Below are 17,478 nucleotides of genomic sequence, written 5' to 3'. Positions count from 1 at the left end.
TTTTAGAAAGATTAGTAGCGGAATGTGCCGTTAATTCCATACGAGTTGGCGCCGTCGATCCCTGTATAACCAACACCCACAGCAAATGTTGGAGTAAAGAATTTTTGCGCACGAATGCTGAAAATGGTATCTGCATCTTCAGCGGTTGAATCTGCGAATGCAATTCCGACACTGAGTGTTGGGTCTAGATAGAGATCAGCAGCTAAACGATATGTTGTCTCATCACCTATATAGCTCTGAGCTTCAAAATTGGTGTAATAACCTGCAATAGGTGAAACATACTTAGCACGAAGTGTAATCGCGGTGTCTTCATCTTCTTCGCCTGTGATAGCGACTGCATTTGAATAAGTTGTGATAAAGCCATATTGAGCAGCTTGAATAGGATCAAAACTTTTCGATAAATCTGCGACACCTACGGCAAGTAGCATCCCATGTGTTGGAAGAAAGCCTAATTCAGCCGAATAACCATTGCCATCATCACTCGCAAATTTGTAAGACTCATTATAGCTCTTTGCAATCGCTTCTATGTCGGTTCTATGCAGACTTCCTGAGATATAGAATTGCGTGTTGGGAATATAAAATTCACCATTAAGACCGATAGAGTTGAACTCTTGTTTGAAATCTACGTTTATTTGCGGTATTCCGCCAAAATTCACAAAAGAATAAATACCTGATTCTTCTGCATAGGTATAACCTAAGCCAATGTTTGATGTTTTATCTAAGAATGCCGCTTCCGCTAGAGGAGCATTACGTGTTTGAACTGGGTTAAAATAATATTTACCGTTTACACTTGCGGTGTTAACGCGATGGCTATCCATTTCGCTGTCTTTAATATATGTATATTCATAAGCACCCATGAGCTGAGTTTGGTATGCATTTGCATTTACACCGATGCAAGATGTTAATAGTGCAGTAATAAGACTTAATTTTTTCATAAAAACCTGACCCCTTGTTAAAATAATACGTGCTATTAATAAGTTATTGCGCGATGTAGTGTAGTGATATTTGAAAACACGTCAATAATGCTTAAATGAACAGTAAAATTTTATTGATATTTTTTTCGACCCATTGGTTTGAGACTTAATTCTTTTTCTATGTACTTTTATTTAAGAAATTAAAAAAAGCCCTGATCTTAAAGAGCAGGGCTTTTGTCTTTTCGTATGAAGTGATGTTTAGTCACTTTCTTATTTAGAAGCGGTATGCACCACGGATACCATAGGTATTGTAGTCATCACCAAAACCAACACGACCTTCTAAACTTACTTGTTGATTTAGGAATTTCTTCGCAGAAATACCCCATTCATCACGTTTTGTGAGGTCATTGTTGTAATAATCTGCACCTACACTTAAGGTTTTGTCGAGATAGAAGTCACCTTTAACACCGTACTCATCTAAATCACCAAATGCACCATAAGCTTCTAGGTTAACGTCATTCGCTCCAACCTGAGTGACGTATTTAGCACGAACTGTTGGGTCAGCGCCATCTTTACCATCTTTCTCATCGTATCCTTTAACACCAAGTGCAAGTAATAAACCTGGTGCTGGTAAATAACCTACCTCAGCACTATAAGTTGTTACTTTTTGATCGATTGGCAGGTTGTCTACTTCAAGTTCGTCACGACCTAAATTACCGCTTAAGTAAAAGTCACTGTTCGGAACGAAGTATTCAACACCAACACCGTATTGCGAGTTCTTCACACCGTCATTGTCGGCATAATTCACTTTTGCATTTACATTACTAGAGCGGTTCAAGAACGCTGCTTCAGCAAGGGGTGCATTACGTGTTTGGACTGGATTAAAGTAATAAGTCCCATCTACACCAAAACTATGTGTACTATCGAACTGATCCCAATCTGTATAAGTATATGAACCACCGACTTCAGCTTGATACGCATGTGCAGTACCTGTTACTGCCAAAGCAGATAAAAGTGCTGATGCAATTGCTAATTTTTTCATGGCTACTCCCCTTTGAGATAATGAACCAATTGAATGTTAATTACATGTTTTGTTACAACTCTCAGTCTAGTTAAAAACTTTAGCGGGTCAATCAAAGGAAAGTAATCAAACTGTACGAATGTAATTTTTGTGTAAAATTTAAAATATAAGATATTGATTTATATTTAATATTTAATAATGTTTTGATTTATTAAAACTTAGGAGAGATTGTGTGTTTAGGTAATTTTCGTGTATTTAAGCGACAATCTTGTCGCTAGATGTTTCAAAGTACGATGATTCTGTTTCAATATTTCTGATAAATAAGTAGTAAATCTATAAGAAAAACACTTTAAACGGTTATGGCTGTGTCGCATAAAGCACTTATGTTAAAATATTAGGTTAGGTGAAAATTTGTGAGAACAGACGCGTGGAAATCAATCCGTATTTAATCCAATTGAAAGATTTATCTGATCGTAGCCAAACACTACGGGGGTATCTTTGACTACGATCTAAAAGCAGAGCGTTTAGAAGAAGTTTTAAGAGAATTAGAAGACCCCGCGATTTGGAATGACCAAAGTCGTGCGCAAGCAATTGCAAAAGAAAAGGGCAGTTTAGAAAATACTTTAGGTGTATTTGATCGTCTTGCAGAACAGCTAGATGATGCAAAAGCAATGCTTGATCTGGCTGTTGAAGCTGATGATGAAAGCTTACTTGAAGATGTGCAAGCAGAATTAGATAGCGCTGAACAAGCTCTTGGGAACCTCGAATTCCGTCGTATGTTTAGTAATCCGATGGATCCAAACCCATGCTTCCTTGAAATCCAATCTGGTTCGGGCGGTACGGAGGCACAAGACTGGGCATCGATGTTATTACGTATGTATATGCGTTGGATCGAGCGTCATGGTTTCAAAGCAGAACTGATGGAAGTTTCTGATGGTGACGTGGCGGGTATTAAATCAGCGACGATTCGAGTTGATGGTGAATTTGCTTATGGGTGGTTACGTACCGAAAGTGGTGTACACCGTTTAGTTCGTAAATCTCCATTCGATAGTAATAATAACCGTCACACTTCATTCTCTGCCGTATTCGTTTCACCAGAGATTGATGACAATATCGAAATTGATATCAATCCATCAGATGTCCGTACGGATACCTATCGTGCATCAGGCGCGGGTGGTCAGCATATTAACAAAACTGACTCAGCTGTTCGTCTGACTCACGCGCCAACAGGTATTGTAGTTGCATGTCAGAACCAACGCTCACAACATGCCAACCGTGACCATGCGTGGAAACAACTACGTGCCAAACTCTATGAATTAGAAATGAGTAAGCGCAACGAAGCAGCTCAGGCGCTAGAAGATTCTAAATCGGATATTGGCTGGGGAAGTCAGATTCGCTCTTATGTACTTGATGATTCACGTATTAAAGACTTGCGTACAGGTGTCGAAAACTCCAATACAAAAGCTGTGCTTGATGGGGATTTAGACAAGTTTATTGAAGCGAGTTTAAAACAAGGTCTGTAAGTTTTATCCAATAAAAACGGCAATCTCGTTCAGCTCTCAACCCTTGATCGAAAAAATATGATATTAATATCGAAAAAAATAGATATTAATATTTATAAAATTCGATATACTGGGTTGAGATGCTGAACAAAGCTTTGCCTGTTGAGAAACGTGGTGAGTCTATGGATATTGATGTTATAAGCAAAGCCTTAGCCAATCCGTTGCGTCGACAGATTTTGCAATGGCTAAAAGAGCCTGAGCAATTTTTACCTGTACAAGAATGTGGTGGCAGTTTCGAACGCGGCGTATGTGCAGGACACATCGAACGTTTAGGAAAGGTTGCTCAATCAACCATGTCAAATCATCTGTCTGTATTACAGCAAGCAGGTTTGATTAAGGTTGAGAAATATGGGCAATGGTCATATTTTACGCGTAATGAAGCTTTGATTCAGCAATACATCGAACATTTAAAACAAACACTTTAAAGTAACAAGTGTAAGTTGAGGCGATTATGGCTGAGTTAAATTCTGCATTGCAAGTCGGTGACTTTACAATCAAGAACCGTTTGGTTTTAGCACCGTTAACAAGAGCACGTAGCGGTGAACAACGTATCCCAAATGATCTGATGGTTGAGTATTACCAACAACGTGCTAATGCAGGTCTGATTATTACTGAAGCGACTGTGATTAGCCCGAAAGCGGTAGGATATGCCAATACCCCAGGTTTATGGTCACAAGAACAAGCGCAAGCTTGGAACAAAATTGTAAAAGCCGTGCATGCGCAAGGTTCAAAAATTGTTGTTCAGTTATGGCATGTAGGACGTATTTCACATCCAGACTTATTAGATGGTGATACACCTGTCGCACCAAGTGCAATCCAGCCAGCAGGGGAAGTGAGTTTACTTCGTCCGAAACGCCCGTTTGTGACACCTAGAGCTTTATCGCACGAAGAAATTCAAGAAATTGTAGTTGAGTATAAACACGCTGCTGAACTTGCAAAGGCTGCAGGTTTTGATGGTGTTGAGCTGCATGCTGCCAATGGATATCTAATCGATCAATTCTTGCAAAGTAAAACCAATACTCGCGAAGATGAATACGGTGGTTCAATTGAAAACCGTGCACGTTTGTTGTTGCAAGTCGTTGATGCATTTATTGAAGTATGGGGTGCAGGTCGTGTCGGTGTACATTTAGCGCCACGTGCTGATTCTCATGATATGGGTGATGATAATCCATTAGCAACTTTTGGTTATGTCGTTGAGCAATTGGATCAGCGTAATGTTGCGTTTATCTTTACTCGCGAGTATGAAGCTGAAGATAGTTTACAACCAAAGTTGCGTCCTAAATTCAAAGGTGCTTGGATTGCCAACGAAAAATTAACGCCAGATTCAGCCAAGCGTATTTTAGCGACTGAACAAGCGGATGCAGTTGCATTTGGTTTAGCATATATCGCAAATCCTGATTTATTCGAGCGTTTGGAAAATGATCTACCGCTTAATCAGGTTCAATTCGATACCTTGTATGGTCCGAGTGCCGAAGGTTATACGGATTATCCTGTTTTTGAACAACTCGAAGCTTAAGTTGTTTTTAGAATTACTCATGTCATTTACCAAAATGGCATGAGTTTTTTTTTGAAATTCCGCATAATGTGCTGAAATCAAATCGAAATATATGGTCTAGGATGGCGCAGGAAATCGCAGCACAACAAACACCATTTTGGTATAACATTTTATTGGCTTGTCTCAAGCCTTTATACCGCTGGAAAATAAAACAACGTGCTGAAAGCGAAGAGCTCTTTCAACAAGAATGCCTTGAGCGTTTTGGACCATTTCAAACGCCAAAAAACCTGCATACGATCTGGTTCCATGTGGTTTCTGTAGGTGAAACCAATGCTGCACAACCTCTTATCGAGCATTATTTAAAATTAGGTCATCCTGTCTTAGTGACCAATACCACAAAAACAGGGCAAGCCCGTGCCAAATCACTTTTTCTTAAAGCACCCTACTTAGCGTTATTTCAAGCTGTATATTTGCCTGTTGATCAAAAACCATTACTCAAGCAATTTTTTGATTTGTATCAGCCGAAGCTACTCGCTTTAGTTGAAACTGAGATTTGGCCAAATTTAATTGCCCAAGCCAAACAGCAACAGATTCCATGTATTTTGCTTAATGCACGTCTTTCAGAAAAATCCGCCAAGGGCTATGCCAAGGTGAGTCGACTTACCCAAGTTATGTTGCAACAATTAACGTGGATGTTGGCGCAAGATCAAGCGACACAGCAACGCTATGTGGATTTAGGCTTAGAGAAAGCCAAAAGTCAGGTTGTTGGAAATATTAAATTTGATATTAGTGCTCCGACTTCCTTTATTGAGCAAGCTGAACAGTTAAAACAAGAATGGCAGTTAGAGAAACGCCAAATTATTACTTTAGCCAGCACACATGCACCTGAAGAAGAACAGTTACTTAAGCAATTACAGCCACATTTAAATTCAAACTCTCATTTGTTATGTATCGTTGTACCACGTCATCCAGAGCGTTTTGATGAGGTACATAAGATCTGCCAAAACCTGAATTTAAATACGCAGCGGCGTAGTCTCAAACAAGAGATTACAGTGGATACGCAGGTATATCTTGCAGATAGTATGGGTGAGATGTGGTTATGGTATGCATTAAGTCAGGCATGTTTTGTCGGTGGTTCACTCAATGAACCAGGCGGTGGGCACAATATCTTAGAACCAATGGTTTTAGATGTGCCCACTGTGATTGGTCCTCGCTATTTTAATTTTCAAACGATTGTCGATGAGTTTGTGACGGAACAAGGGATCTTTGTTGCTGAAAATGCTGAACTAGTTATACAAAATCTGATGAGTTGCCTAAATCATCCAGAGCAAAGCCAGCGATTGATTCATCAAGCTGAATTGGTGTTACAACGCAATAAAGGCTCATTGCAAAAACATATTCAATTAATTGACCATTATTTAGCGCAACGAACTGCTTCATGAATATCGTTTTACTGAACGCTAACCAAGATTGCTCAAGGGATATTTGGTCAATCGAGGATCAACGTCAAATCAAGCACTTGAATCAACACCTTCAATTAACGGCTGGAGATACTTTAAAGGTAGGCGTTCGTGATGGTCAGCGTTATCTCACTGAGGTGCAGAGTATTACAGCACAGCAGATTATGCTAAGACCCATTCAAGCAGAAAATGTGCCGAACAAAGTTCCTGTGCATTTGATCTTGGCTTTACCTCGCCCCAAAGTGTTGCGACGTATGATTATGGATGCGGTGACGCTAGGTGTGGAACGCATAAGTTTAATTCATAGCTATCGGGTTGATAAAAGTTATTGGCAAAGTCCTTTTCTGCAACAACTCGATGATTATGTGACACTCGGCTTAGAGCAAGCTGGCGATACGATTGTTCCTGAAATTCAACTCTACAAAAGGTTTAAACCTTTTGTTGAAGATGCCTTACCGACTTTGATCTCAGAGCAAAGACCTGCTTATGTCGCACATCCTTATGCAGAACAATCGATGCCACATGCGATAGCTCATGGCTGTAATTTAATTGTAGGACCAGAAGGTGGGTTTATACCGTACGAAATTGAGTTACTCAAAAAAAATGGTTGCCAAGCAATGAGTCTAGGCAACCGAATTTTGCGAACTGAAACAGCGGTGTCGAATATCTTAGGTCGTTTGTTTGTCTAAATTTTCGGTGTTATCTGATTGATCACCGCGATAGACTTTGACTTCTTGCACAGGGTAAGGAATCGAAATCCCTTTCTCATCAAAAGCCGTAACAACCAATTCTTGAATTTCACTGATCGATGCAGAGGTCGATGTCTCGGTGGTGTTGACCCACCAACGCACGGTTAAATTAATTGAGAAATCCGCCAAAGCAGTGACATTTACTGAAAAAGCAGGCTGACTGAGTACAGTCATATTATTATTCAGGATATCCAGAATAATTTTCTTAGCCTTTTGCATGTCATCTTCATACCCAATGCCTACAACAAACTCGCAGCGGCGACGTTGATACGCACTATTCACAATAACAGCGCTGGTATATACCGTTGCGTTTGGAATCACGATGCGACGACCATCGGGAGAGCGTAAAAATGTTGCACGAATTTGGATATCTTCAACATTTCCTTCCAAACCATTGACTACGATATCGTCACCGATACGGAAAGGCTCACTGAGCAAGATTAAGATTCCTGACAGTAAGTTTTGGAAAATATCTTTAAAGGCAAAACCAATTGCTACCGAACCAATTCCAAGAGCACCAATCAATTGACTCGGTGTAAAACCTGGAATTGCGATCACAAGTGCGATTAGAAAACCAAAGAAAATAATAAAGGTACTTCCGACACGGTTTAATACCAACACCAAATTTTGACGCGTGTAAGTTCGATTTTCCAAGGTTTTACGAATAAACAATTTAAATAGTTTGGTCAGTAACCAGAAAATGATAAAAACGACCAAGGCAATACAAATATAAGGAACACGTTCCCAGAAACTGTCCATGATCTTATCGATGGTCGTATATGCATCTTGATACTTTTCAGTGTGTGCCAATACAGTTTGCGTTGTTTTGGCACCTGCTTGGTGAATCAATTCGCCAGTATCTTTTGCGACATCAGTCAATGTCGGTTGTTCATTTGCCACAAGAAAATCTCTATTTCGCAAAGTTGGGTGTGATGAGGAACGCAATCATAATAAATTTATCGTCAGCACGCATGAAAAATTCGTTAACAGTTGCGATTGATGTCGATTTAGAAATATTCGGTTGTGTTTTGAATCATCTGTGTCGGTGCATCCCAAAAATCAGGACTTGCGAAATAATAAGCAAAAATAAACATGCCGAAAATCATAAATAGACTGAGGAGAATCATGATCCAAGCGAGTAATTTTTCCCAAGTTCTTGATGGGCGAACATCCCCATAATCGTTGCGGTGAGGTGTTCCTGCTGCAAGTAATACATAGAGAGTGAAAACTAATTGGATAAATGGCACCAGTAATAGCAAGCTTAGCCAACCTGTTTTATTCAAATCATGTAAACGTCGAATAAGAAAAACGATTTGAAAATAAAAAGCGAGAAACCATGAAATCACTAGGACGAGTACCGCAATGCCTGAAAATGCAGGCATGATAGGATCATTTACATTGACACTGTTGATGCTCAATTGACCCGCAAAGACAATAATACACATGAAGGTAGCGAGATAAACGATGGTCAGTAACCCATACCAACCCAAATAACTTAGACGATTAAAACGTCCTTTAGGTGACAGTGGATTATCTTTTACTAAAGCATTACGACCAGTGGATGAAGAGTCAAACATTACAGATACCTATTTTTTTGATTATTTAATCTTTAAATCTATGCATAATGATCAAAATATTCACTTATTTTAAAAAGAAAAAGCATAGACAAGCTGTTAAATTTTAAATTATTTTGAGTAAATTTTTGAAATGAAATTGGTTGTAAAACAATAACAGTCCTACGACCAAAGCCGAATTGTTTGCTCTTGTTAATGGTGACCATACTGCAAGAGAAAACAAAACATACCAATGCTAGATGAGTATATCTAAGGTATGAAATAAAAAACCAAGGAAGTGAGCTATGAAAGAAATCTACCCAGTGCCAGAGAAATTTAAAGAAACGGCAAGAATCTCGGAAACAGACTATTTCAAACGTTATCAGTACTCTATCGAGCAGCCAGATGCATTCTGGGCTGAAGAAGCGAAAAAGGTCGATTGGATCAAGCCTTTTACCCAAGTGAAAAATACTAGTTTTCAACAGGACAATTTCAAGATCGAATGGTTTGCAGATGGGGAGTTGAACGTCTCCGCAAACTGTTTGGATCGTCATCTAAAAACCAACCCGTTAAAGCCTGCCATTATTTGGGAAGGTGATCATCCATCACGTCATAAAATTATTTCTTTTGCTGAGTTACATGACGAAGTATGCCGCTTCGCAAATGTATTGAAAAAGCAGGGCATCGTGAAGGGTGATCGTGTCGTTTTATATATGCCAATGGTGCCTGAAGCAGCAATTGCGATGTTGGCTTGTGCACGCATTGGGGCAGTCCATTGTGTAGTGTTTGGTGGTTTCTCACCCGACTCATTGGCGAGTCGTATTGAAGATAGCCAAGCAAAATTAGTGATTACTGCGGATGCTGGCATGCGCGGTGGCAAGCTTATTCCATTGAAAGAGAATGTAGATGCTGCTTTGGAAATCAAAGGGACAGAAAGTGTTGAACATGTAATCGTGGTTCATCGTACTGGAAACCCAATTCAATTCAATGATGATCGTGACGTTTGGTACCACCTTGCCATCATGGAAGTAGATGAGCATTGTCCACCTGAACCGATGAAAGCGGAAGATCCTCTATTCATTCTCTATACCTCTGGTTCTACAGGTAAACCAAAAGGGGTATTACATACCACAGGTGGTTATTTAGTTTATGTGAATACCACATTCAGAGAAGTCTTTGATCTAAAAGAAGATGATGTGTACTGGTGTACTGCTGATGTAGGTTGGATTACAGGACATAGCTATTTGTTGTATGGTCCATTAAGCAATGCAACCACCACATTGATGTTTGAAGGGATTCCTCAATACCCAACGTGGGCACGTATCGGGCATGTAATTGATAAGCATAACGTTACCATTTTATATACTGCACCAACTGCGATTCGTGCGATGATGCGTGAAGGTGATGCATATGTCCGTGAAAGTGATCGTAGCAGTTTACGTTTGCTTGGTTCAGTGGGTGAACCCATTAACCCTGAAGCATGGAACTGGTATCACGAAGTGGTCGGTGAAGGTCGTTGCCCAATTGTCGATACATGGTGGCAAACTGAAACAGGTGGTATTTTAATTTCACCATTACCAGGTGCAACTGCACTCAAACCAGGCTCTGCTACACGTCCATTGTTTGGTGTGCAACCTGCTTTAGTTGATGGTGAAGGCAACGAGTTAGAGGGTGCAGCAGAAGGGAATCTTGTGATTAAAGATTCTTGGCCAGGTCAAATGCGTACGATTTGGGGTGACCCGCAGCGTTTTATCGAAGCTTATTTCTCAACTTTTAAAAACTGCTATTTCACAGGAGATGGTGCACGCCGTGATGCTGATGGCTATTACTGGATTACTGGACGTGTAGATGATGTGCTGAATGTTTCAGGACACCGTTTGGGAACAGCTGAAATAGAAAGTGCGCTAGTTGCGCATGAGGCAGTCGCTGAAGCGGCGGTCGTTGGTATGCCACATGATATTAAAGGACAAGGAATTTGTACTTTTGTCACTTTGCAGGCTGATGTTGCAGAATCTGAAGAACTTCGTAAAGAGCTCGTGGATTGGGTACGTAAAGTACTTGGTCCTGTGGCAACACCAGATGCTTTGCATTGGGCGCCTGCTTTACCCAAAACACGCTCAGGTAAGATCATGCGTCGTATCTTGCGTAAGATCGCGGCAAATGAGTTAGATAGCTTAGGAGATACTTCAACATTGGCTGAGCCAGCAGTGGTGGAAAACCTGATTGCAACGGTTTATCCAAATCGTTGAATTTAAAATATCTGGAAAGAGCGTTCATCTGAACGCTCTTTTTTTATTTTCGCGCTTACTGATTGTTCAGGAAGTCAGAGGTATTTTGTACTTTCGCAAAAACATTTAGAGCTGATAAAAACGCTGACTGTACATCCGATGCTTTGACGATGGACTCTTTATATTCTAGATCACGAGTTGCTGTTGCATCGGCAATTAATATGGGTTGATAGCCAAGCTCGCATGCGGCACGTGTACCTGAATCTATACACATATGCGTCATCATGCCTGTAATCACCAGTTGTTCGATCTGAAGCTTTTGAAGCACTGATTGAAGATTTGTTTCCAAGAAACTATTCGGAAAATGCTTTTGCACAACGAGTGATGAGTCGCTAAGTAGGAGTTTAGGATGTAATTCAACACCCAGCGTATTTTCAAGGAAAAAGCCCGCAGATGCAGTGTTGATATGTTGAATATAAATAATCGGTAAATTGTTTTGATTAAAGTAATGTTCTAATTGATTAATTTTTTCTAAAGCATGCTCTGGATTCACTAATTCCATTTTGCCATCTTTAAAATAATCATTTTGAACGTCGATAATGAGGAGTGCTTGTTTCATTTTAAATGTCCCAATAGGAGATAAAACAAGCTTAGGGAGATGATGAAAAATCAGCTATAGTCTGATGAAAGCTTTGAATCCTATTTTCTTTCGTAATGAAAAATGAATATTGAACTTGATCCAATTGATTTAAAAATTATTGCGTTACTCAAACAAGATTCACGTCTGACTCATAAGCAGATCGGGCAACACGTGCATCGTACAGGGCAAGCTGTAGGTGCTCGAATCGCACAACTGATGGATGCGGGTATTATTAGGAATTACACCATCACGATAGGTTATGAATATAAACAATTCATTCAACTGTTCTTAAATGAACAACAGGCTTTTACAGAGATTGAGCAACTGGTCAAGCAATATCCGCAGATTGATGAATGTTTTAAAACCTTAGGAAATGGCTGCTACATGATTGTGAGTCATTTTAATCCATCCCAATTAAATCAGTTTATAGAGAAATTATCGCAGTGGAGTCGCTATTCAGTTGAAACTGTGATGCGAGAAATAGAGCTTCACTAAAATAAAAATCCCCAAGCCGAGTCTTGAGGAAAAGGTTTTTTACTCTTTCTTTTTCTTCTTATATCACAGTGTGTCAAGCTGATTTGGCAGGTACTTGCAAGTGTTGTAATTGCTGCTGTTCGATTTGTCGAACCAAAGGTAGAACGTTTTCACCGAAATACTCAACCTCTTCAATGAAATGCAGAAAGCCTGACAGGATGAGATCGACGCCTACGTTTTTTAAATCCACGATTCGTTCAGCTATCTGCTGTGGTGTACCGATCAAGTTAGTTTTAAAACCATCGTTGTATTGCACGAGATCATCAAAGGTTGATTTAGCCCAATTTCCTTCTTGTTCTGGTGCTGCTGCACCTGCTTCACGCGTTGCATCACCAAATGCATTGACTGCTTCGACATTTGCCTTAGCGATGATTTCATTCAGCACGGCTTGAGCTTCTTGCTCCGTATCACGTGCAATAATAAAAGCATTCACTCCGATTTTCACATGGCGATTTTCGAGTTTTGCTTTGGCACGGACATCATCAATCTGTTTCTTAATCTCTGCAACGCTATTCCCATTGGTAAAATACCAATCAGAAACACGAGCTGCCATGTCTCGTGCGGCGCGTGAACTACCACCTTGAAAGACTTCGATATAGGGTTTCTGTGCTGGCTTTGGTTTTAGCGTATAGTTTTGAAATTGGTAATATTTACCTTCAAAACTATAATTATCTGTAGTCCAAATGCCTTTAAGGGTACGAATAAACTCTTCAGAACGAACATATCGTTCATCATGCTCAGGCCAAGGCTCACCGATTGCATCAAATTCTCCACGGAACCATCCACTGACCACATTAATGGCAATACGACCTTGAGTTAAATAATCAATCGTTGCCAATTGCTTTGCTGCAAGGGCTGGCTTCCACGGCCCTGGCAAAATCGCCGCAATCACTTTGAGCTTCTCAGTTTTTGCCAACAAAGCGTGACTAAAGCTCACCGATTCATGCTGATTTTCTGCACCATAGCCCGCAGTAAAACGGATTTGAGTGAGTGCATATTCGAAACCATTTTTTTCTGCTGTTTGCGCCAAAAGAATGTTGTAGTCATAGCTCCAGTCAGTACGTTGTTCAATTGTACTGACCACTAAGCCACCACTCACATTTGGAACCCAATATGCAAACTTAATTTCTGATGATTGCAAGGACATAGATTTTCCTCCCTCAGGTCGCTTATGCAACCTGAGTTAAATTTTTATTAGATTTCTGATGTAAACGTGATTCCGCAGCATCCAAATCTGGGACAGCGGCTGAAGGGAGAACTTCGGCTTGTTCAATTTGTTTATTAATGCCGAGATTCTGATTGGCCTGTTCAGTTTTTGCTTTGATAACTTCGGCACGTTTGCCTTTGGCGGGTGCCCATTCCAAAATAGGCAGAGCTCGTGCTACAGCCAAGGTGACTCGATCCGCCAATTGTTCACTTTTAACAGTATATTCTGGGGTAAAGTCGCGATCAGTTGCATAAACTCCGATAGGTAAGGTTTGTGCTTGGAAAAAGCTAAATAACGGGCGTAATTGATGTTCTAGTACCAAAGCATGGCGGTCGCTTCCTCCTGATGCAGCTAACAAAACAGGTACATCAACTAAAGCGGTTTGCTCTACGAAATCAAAAAAGTGTTTAAACAAACCTGTAAATGAAGCACGGTAAACAGGTGTTCCCACGATCAATGCATCGGCAGCTTCAACCGCAGCTAAATCATCTTGGACACGTTGTGGTAACTGATTACGATAGATGGCACCTCCTAATAAAGGACCAATCTCACTGAGTTTAATAAAATGCACATTGATCTGAGTTGCCTCCGCAAGTTCATCCAAAATTGCTTGTACCAAGCTTTCTGTTTTTGATGGGCTATTTAAGCCACCTGAGACCGCAACAATATTTAAGGGAGTAGAAAGGTTATTTTGATGTGACATGGATAAACGCCTAAATCAGCAATAAGGAATTGCTATTTATTTATCTATAGCTCGTGTCGACTGTAAAATAAGGAAATGCTGCAAGCTTATCTGTTTTAAATATAAGTTGAAAAATCACGTTTTGAAGCAAATTAAATGAATTTAATGCTCTGTTTCTATTCGCTATTTCGGTATAGTAGTCTGGGAATGATCTAGGTTGTGTGAGTTATATCATTATCTGATTTATTTTTCATATTTGCGAAATAAATAAGTTTTGATGCTCTTACAACAGTTTATTTCAAAAATAAGCTAAGATAGATTTGAATAAACACCGTACAGTGACGTACTTGCAGATTGCGTAAAGCGCTTATGAATATTTTAATTGTAGACGACCATCCGTTATTTAGACACGCTTTGATTCAAGCGGTTCGTTATAGCATTCCGCAGGCACAAATTCAGGAAACTGCGGATGTTGATGAATTTTATGAACGCTTAGAACATGGTGCAGAGCCAGATTTAGTTTTGTTGGATTTAAATCTACCAGGTGCCTCTGGTTTTTCTGCGTTGGTATATGTGAGAGCGCAGTATCCTGCAATTCCTATCATTGTTGTTTCTGCACATGAAGAAACCTCTATCATTCAGCGAGCGATTGCACATGGTGCGATGGGTTATATTCCAAAATCATCTCATCCAAGTCATATTGGTGAAGCTATTAAACACGTTTTGGAAGGTGAGATTTGGTTACCACCAAATCTACCGACACATTCAGGTTTCGATCCTCGCGCTGCAGATGAAACGGCTTTGGCGGAACGTTTACAATCACTCACACCACAACAGTTCCGTGTGTTGATGATGGTTGCTGAAGGCTTGTTGAATAAACAAATTGCCTATGAGCTAGATGTATCAGAGGCGACGATTAAAGCGCATGTGACAGCAATTTTCCGAAAATTAGGCGTACAAAACCGTACGCAGGCAGTACTTGCGATTAGTGCATTAAATATCGAAGATAAAAAGATGTAATTAACAAGTTGAATAACTCATTCGGTTATTCAAATGTTTAAAGACAATAAAAAACCCAGTTCATATGAACTGGGTTTTTATGCATAGATGCTTAATTAGAACATCTATGACTGCATTAGAAGCGCACTTTAGCGTTTAAGCCAACAGTTTGCATATCTGCATCAGAACCAACAGCATTAGCATTTAAGTAGCTTGCACCAACAGCGATCGCTGGAGTGATGAAGTAATTTACGTTCACGCCCCAAGCTGAGTCTGGTGAACCAGCAAAGCTAGATTCAGCGTAAGAAACGCCAGCGCTAAGTTGAGAGTTTAAGTACAAATCAGTTTTTAACTCGTATGCAGTGTCTTCACCGTAAACGATACCTGTTTCGAAACCGATTGACATTGGAGTACCATCGATCGCACCAACGTATTTAGTACGAGCAGTGATTGCATCTTGGTCATCAGCGATAGTCGCTGTTTCACCAATTGCTTTAGCAAAACCACTATTCAGGATTTTGAAAGTATCCAAAGAAGTTTGTTCAACAACGTTTGTATAACCTACAGCAACAAGGAAGTTTGGAGCGATTACCGAACCAAATTCAACAGCCCAACGCTGACCACGGTCATCAGTCTCACCATATTTACCATCATTGTCAGTCGCGCTGTAGCTTAAGCTTGCATATGCTGGTGTATATGGAGTTGGTACATAAGCTTCAGCTTTAACACCTACGTTTTGAGATTTAACTTCGTCAAGATTAGCAAAGTTATAACCAAGAGATACGTTAGAAGCTTGGTTAACAAAAGCTGCTTCAGCTAAAGGACCTTTAGAAGCATCTACATTTTTGAAGTAGTAAGTTGCTTGTCCGCCAACAGTGTAATTATTAAAATCTCTGTTTTCATCGTTAGAATCTAGAGCTTCAGACTGACCTTGTATTTCGAATTGGTAAGCGTGAGCACCGGTCATGGCTAATACTAAAGCAGTGGCTAAACCGAGTTTTTTCATAATAATTTCCAGCTTTAACAGTAGTGAATAAAGTTGAGTCATTGTATTGTAACAAAATATGATGTCAATGTAATAAATCTGAGAACCCGATGAACGATCATAATGAACTCAAGTTGTGATCAAAATACATACAACTGTGTGTGGTGCTGTCAACCGAGATTGAAGTTTATATCTTACAAATAGATAGATTCAAAATAGTGAATAAAAGAACATATTATTTGGGGTTCATAATTTACTATTTTAATTGGTAAATACGATTGTATTAATCTAATTTATCAATTATTGGTTTCTTAAAACTGTCATAATTGGCTGGAAAAAGTGTGTTCAAAATCTATTTTTTTTACAAATTGGAATGATAAATCATATTTTTTAACAGTAGTTCGGGGCAAGGTTTGCTATTTAATAGAATATTTAATTGAACAGTGTTGTTTTGTGATTCTAAAAAACGATCAAAAAAAGAATCCTGATCTATTTAATCGACTTTACATTTAGAGACTTAGTTCACATAATTGCGACCAAGAGGTATTTGTTTAGCATTTTATCTCATAACATTTTCTTGAGTATTCGATGTTTAAAAGCATCTGATTTTACTAGCTCGGCTTTCCCCAAGGCTGAGCTTTTTTTTATCAATTTTTTAGTGTAGAAAATTTGATTTATAAGTTGTTCAAATAAAAAATTATTTATAAATCTATGAAATAGCTGTTCGATCGACTATTTTGATCAGCTTCAGACATCTTGTTGTAAGACAAAGTATGACAATATTAAAAAAACCACATGCAGTTAGTTTTTAAAAATAATATTAAAATAGAAAGATCTCAATGACTGATATTCAAGATGTTAAAAGCGCTTCGATTGCATTGGGTATAAATTTATATTGATGAATCACATATATCACATGGCTAATAATCAGATCATCTGGGATATATATTATTTTTTCGTGGTATTTATATTCTGCTTTAGTTTTGGGTTTTGATAGTATTTTAGTAAATTAATAATAAAAAAGACCCAACCCTATGAGATGGGTTGGGTATGAGAAGAAGGATGTTTGATCATTGGGAGAAACATCCTTGAGGAATTTGTATCAAATTGCTTAATTTCTTTTCTCAATTGATTGTGTCTCTTTTTACTTAATTAGGGAAATTGATAATATTTATCTTCAGAATTTGTTTTTTCGATTATTTGTTTTTTAATTAAATCAATAGCTTAAAATTTTATGCTCTATCGAATGATAAAGAGACTTTTCTTTTTTTATAAATACTTGTAAATACACCAGAGTATTGTTAAAACTAAACTAGTTTAATTATTTTAAAGTGTTATGAACCGTACCGGGTTTGTCGGAGACTTTTTTATTTAAGTTAGGCCACCTGACCTAACGGGTTAATCTTATCATAGTACATTGCTTCAAACTCAAAAGGTGATACATAACCC

Annotated in this window: 16 protein-coding genes and 1 pseudogene; 8 read left to right on the top strand and 9 right to left on the bottom strand. The window is 39.0% G+C overall.

All coding sequences use genetic code 11. The features are described from left to right. Positions 1-11: 11 nt before the first annotated feature. On the bottom strand, positions 12-935 hold the full coding sequence (locus ACSC97_RS08590) for a putative porin (protein ID WP_436660436.1): 924 nt from the start codon (positions 933-935) through the stop codon (positions 12-14). Between the two features lie 253 nt (positions 936-1,188). Further along, positions 1,189-1,956, bottom strand: a complete 768-nt coding sequence (locus ACSC97_RS08585) for a putative porin (RefSeq protein ID WP_004951331.1) — start codon at positions 1,954-1,956, stop codon at positions 1,189-1,191. 406 nt (positions 1,957-2,362) lie between these two features. On the opposite strand from ACSC97_RS08585, the gene prfB reads away from it, so the two are divergent. The 5 genes from prfB (at position 2,363) to ACSC97_RS08560 (ending at position 7,141) form a co-directional block, all read left to right on the top strand. Beyond that, positions 2,363-3,458 (top strand): peptide chain release factor 2 gene (gene prfB, locus ACSC97_RS08580; protein WP_099947891.1). Its coding sequence is split into 2 segments (ribosomal slippage): positions 2,363-2,434 and positions 2,436-3,458, totalling 1,095 coding nucleotides; the frame shifts between segments, so codons are not numbered across the junction. A 161-nt stretch (positions 3,459-3,619) separates the two neighbouring features. Next, complete coding sequence (locus ACSC97_RS08575; RefSeq protein ID WP_005403396.1) at positions 3,620-3,922, top strand: ArsR/SmtB family transcription factor; 303 nt, start codon at positions 3,620-3,622, stop codon at positions 3,920-3,922. Positions 3,923-3,948: 26 nt separating this feature from the next. After that, positions 3,949-5,013, top strand: coding sequence for an alkene reductase (locus tag ACSC97_RS08570; protein ID WP_004909880.1), 1,065 nt, complete (start codon positions 3,949-3,951; stop codon positions 5,011-5,013). A gap of 101 nt (positions 5,014-5,114) precedes the next feature. After that, positions 5,115-6,434: a 3-deoxy-D-manno-octulosonic acid transferase gene (locus ACSC97_RS08565; RefSeq protein WP_436660433.1), complete on the top strand. Its 1,320-nt coding sequence runs from the start codon at positions 5,115-5,117 to the stop codon at positions 6,432-6,434. After that, positions 6,431-7,141 (top strand): 16S rRNA (uracil(1498)-N(3))-methyltransferase, encoded by a 711-nt coding sequence (locus ACSC97_RS08560; protein WP_436660431.1) that lies wholly within the window; start codon positions 6,431-6,433, stop codon positions 7,139-7,141. Before ACSC97_RS08565 ends, ACSC97_RS08560 begins: the two co-directional genes overlap by 4 nt. On the opposite strand, the gene ACSC97_RS08555 is transcribed toward ACSC97_RS08560, so the two are convergent. Together ACSC97_RS08555 and ACSC97_RS08550 are read right to left on the bottom strand one after the other, a co-directional pair. Beyond that, on the bottom strand, positions 7,121-8,101 hold the full coding sequence (locus ACSC97_RS08555) for a mechanosensitive ion channel family protein (protein ID WP_004909876.1): 981 nt from the start codon (positions 8,099-8,101) through the stop codon (positions 7,121-7,123). The genes ACSC97_RS08560 and ACSC97_RS08555 overlap by 21 nt on opposite strands. Before the next feature lie 107 nt (positions 8,102-8,208). Next, complete coding sequence (locus tag ACSC97_RS08550) at positions 8,209-8,778, bottom strand: DUF805 domain-containing protein (protein WP_436660428.1); 570 nt, start codon at positions 8,776-8,778, stop codon at positions 8,209-8,211. A 281-nt stretch (positions 8,779-9,059) separates the two neighbouring features. Between ACSC97_RS08550 and acs the strand changes: the two genes are divergently transcribed. Further along, positions 9,060-11,003, top strand: a complete 1,944-nt coding sequence (gene acs / locus ACSC97_RS08545) for an acetate--CoA ligase (RefSeq protein WP_436660426.1) — start codon at positions 9,060-9,062, stop codon at positions 11,001-11,003. A gap of 55 nt (positions 11,004-11,058) precedes the next feature. Here acs and ACSC97_RS08540 read toward each other — a convergent pair whose 3' ends face one another. Continuing rightward, positions 11,059-11,601 carry a cysteine hydrolase family protein gene (locus ACSC97_RS08540; protein WP_234856602.1) on the bottom strand — a complete coding sequence of 181 codons (543 nt, stop codon included), beginning with the start codon at positions 11,599-11,601 and terminating at the stop codon, positions 11,059-11,061. Between the two features lie 102 nt (positions 11,602-11,703). Here ACSC97_RS08540 and ACSC97_RS08535 point away from each other — a divergent pair, with 102 nt between their 5' ends. Further along, positions 11,704-12,117: an Lrp/AsnC family transcriptional regulator gene (locus ACSC97_RS08535; RefSeq protein ID WP_212638957.1), complete on the top strand. Its 414-nt coding sequence runs from the start codon at positions 11,704-11,706 to the stop codon at positions 12,115-12,117. A 73-nt stretch (positions 12,118-12,190) separates the two neighbouring features. On the opposite strand, the gene sfnG is transcribed toward ACSC97_RS08535, so the two are convergent. Then, positions 12,191-13,303 carry a dimethylsulfone monooxygenase SfnG gene (gene sfnG / locus ACSC97_RS08530; protein ID WP_436660424.1) on the bottom strand — a complete coding sequence of 371 codons (1,113 nt, stop codon included), beginning with the start codon at positions 13,301-13,303 and terminating at the stop codon, positions 12,191-12,193. Between the two features lie 22 nt (positions 13,304-13,325). After that, the gene (gene msuE / locus ACSC97_RS08525; RefSeq protein ID WP_004909862.1) at positions 13,326-14,066 is read right to left on the bottom strand and encodes an FMN reductase; all 741 of its coding nucleotides are present in this window, start codon (positions 14,064-14,066) and stop codon (positions 13,326-13,328) included. A 348-nt stretch (positions 14,067-14,414) separates the two neighbouring features. On the opposite strand from msuE, the gene ACSC97_RS08520 reads away from it, so the two are divergent. Then, the gene (locus ACSC97_RS08520; RefSeq protein ID WP_004909861.1) at positions 14,415-15,065 is read left to right on the top strand and encodes a response regulator; all 651 of its coding nucleotides are present in this window, start codon (positions 14,415-14,417) and stop codon (positions 15,063-15,065) included. Between the two features lie 115 nt (positions 15,066-15,180). Here ACSC97_RS08520 and omp33-36 read toward each other — a convergent pair whose 3' ends face one another. After that, positions 15,181-16,050: a porin Omp33-36 gene (gene omp33-36 / locus ACSC97_RS08515; RefSeq protein ID WP_346801689.1), complete on the bottom strand. Its 870-nt coding sequence runs from the start codon at positions 16,048-16,050 to the stop codon at positions 15,181-15,183. A 1,355-nt stretch (positions 16,051-17,405) separates the two neighbouring features. Further along, positions 17,406-17,478: pseudogene (locus ACSC97_RS08510) on the bottom strand (type II toxin-antitoxin system HipA family toxin); the annotation flags it as partial.

The organism is Acinetobacter sp. P1(2025) (genome assembly GCF_051390655.1).
GTDB lineage: Bacteria > Pseudomonadota > Gammaproteobacteria > Pseudomonadales > Moraxellaceae > Acinetobacter > Acinetobacter junii.
This window is presented reverse-complemented; position numbering and strand designations above follow the sequence as displayed.

Excerpts from the sequence above, each read along its gene's own strand:
- ACSC97_RS08590 (WP_436660436.1), bottom strand. The coding sequence starts at position 935 with ATGAAAAAATTAAGTCTTATTACTGCACTATTAACATCTTGCATCGGT.
- ACSC97_RS08585 (WP_004951331.1), bottom strand. The coding sequence starts at position 1,956 with ATGAAAAAATTAGCAATTGCATCAGCACTTTTATCTGCTTTGGCAGTA.
- ACSC97_RS08575 (WP_005403396.1), top strand. The coding sequence starts at position 3,620 with ATGGATATTGATGTTATAAGCAAAGCCTTAGCCAATCCGTTGCGTCGA.
- ACSC97_RS08570 (WP_004909880.1), top strand. The coding sequence starts at position 3,949 with ATGGCTGAGTTAAATTCTGCATTGCAAGTCGGTGACTTTACAATCAAG.
- ACSC97_RS08565 (WP_436660433.1), top strand. The coding sequence starts at position 5,115 with ATGGCGCAGGAAATCGCAGCACAACAAACACCATTTTGGTATAACATT.
- ACSC97_RS08560 (WP_436660431.1), top strand. The coding sequence starts at position 6,431 with ATGAATATCGTTTTACTGAACGCTAACCAAGATTGCTCAAGGGATATT.
- ACSC97_RS08550 (WP_436660428.1), bottom strand. The coding sequence starts at position 8,778 with ATGTTTGACTCTTCATCCACTGGTCGTAATGCTTTAGTAAAAGATAAT.
- acs (WP_436660426.1), top strand. The coding sequence starts at position 9,060 with ATGAAAGAAATCTACCCAGTGCCAGAGAAATTTAAAGAAACGGCAAGA.
- ACSC97_RS08540 (WP_234856602.1), bottom strand. The coding sequence starts at position 11,601 with ATGAAACAAGCACTCCTCATTATCGACGTTCAAAATGATTATTTTAAA.
- ACSC97_RS08535 (WP_212638957.1), top strand. The coding sequence starts at position 11,704 with ATGAATATTGAACTTGATCCAATTGATTTAAAAATTATTGCGTTACTC.
- sfnG (WP_436660424.1), bottom strand. The coding sequence starts at position 13,303 with ATGTCCTTGCAATCATCAGAAATTAAGTTTGCATATTGGGTTCCAAAT.
- msuE (WP_004909862.1), bottom strand. The coding sequence starts at position 14,066 with ATGTCACATCAAAATAACCTTTCTACTCCCTTAAATATTGTTGCGGTC.
- ACSC97_RS08520 (WP_004909861.1), top strand. The coding sequence starts at position 14,415 with ATGAATATTTTAATTGTAGACGACCATCCGTTATTTAGACACGCTTTG.
- omp33-36 (WP_346801689.1), bottom strand. The coding sequence starts at position 16,050 with ATGAAAAAACTCGGTTTAGCCACTGCTTTAGTATTAGCCATGACCGGT.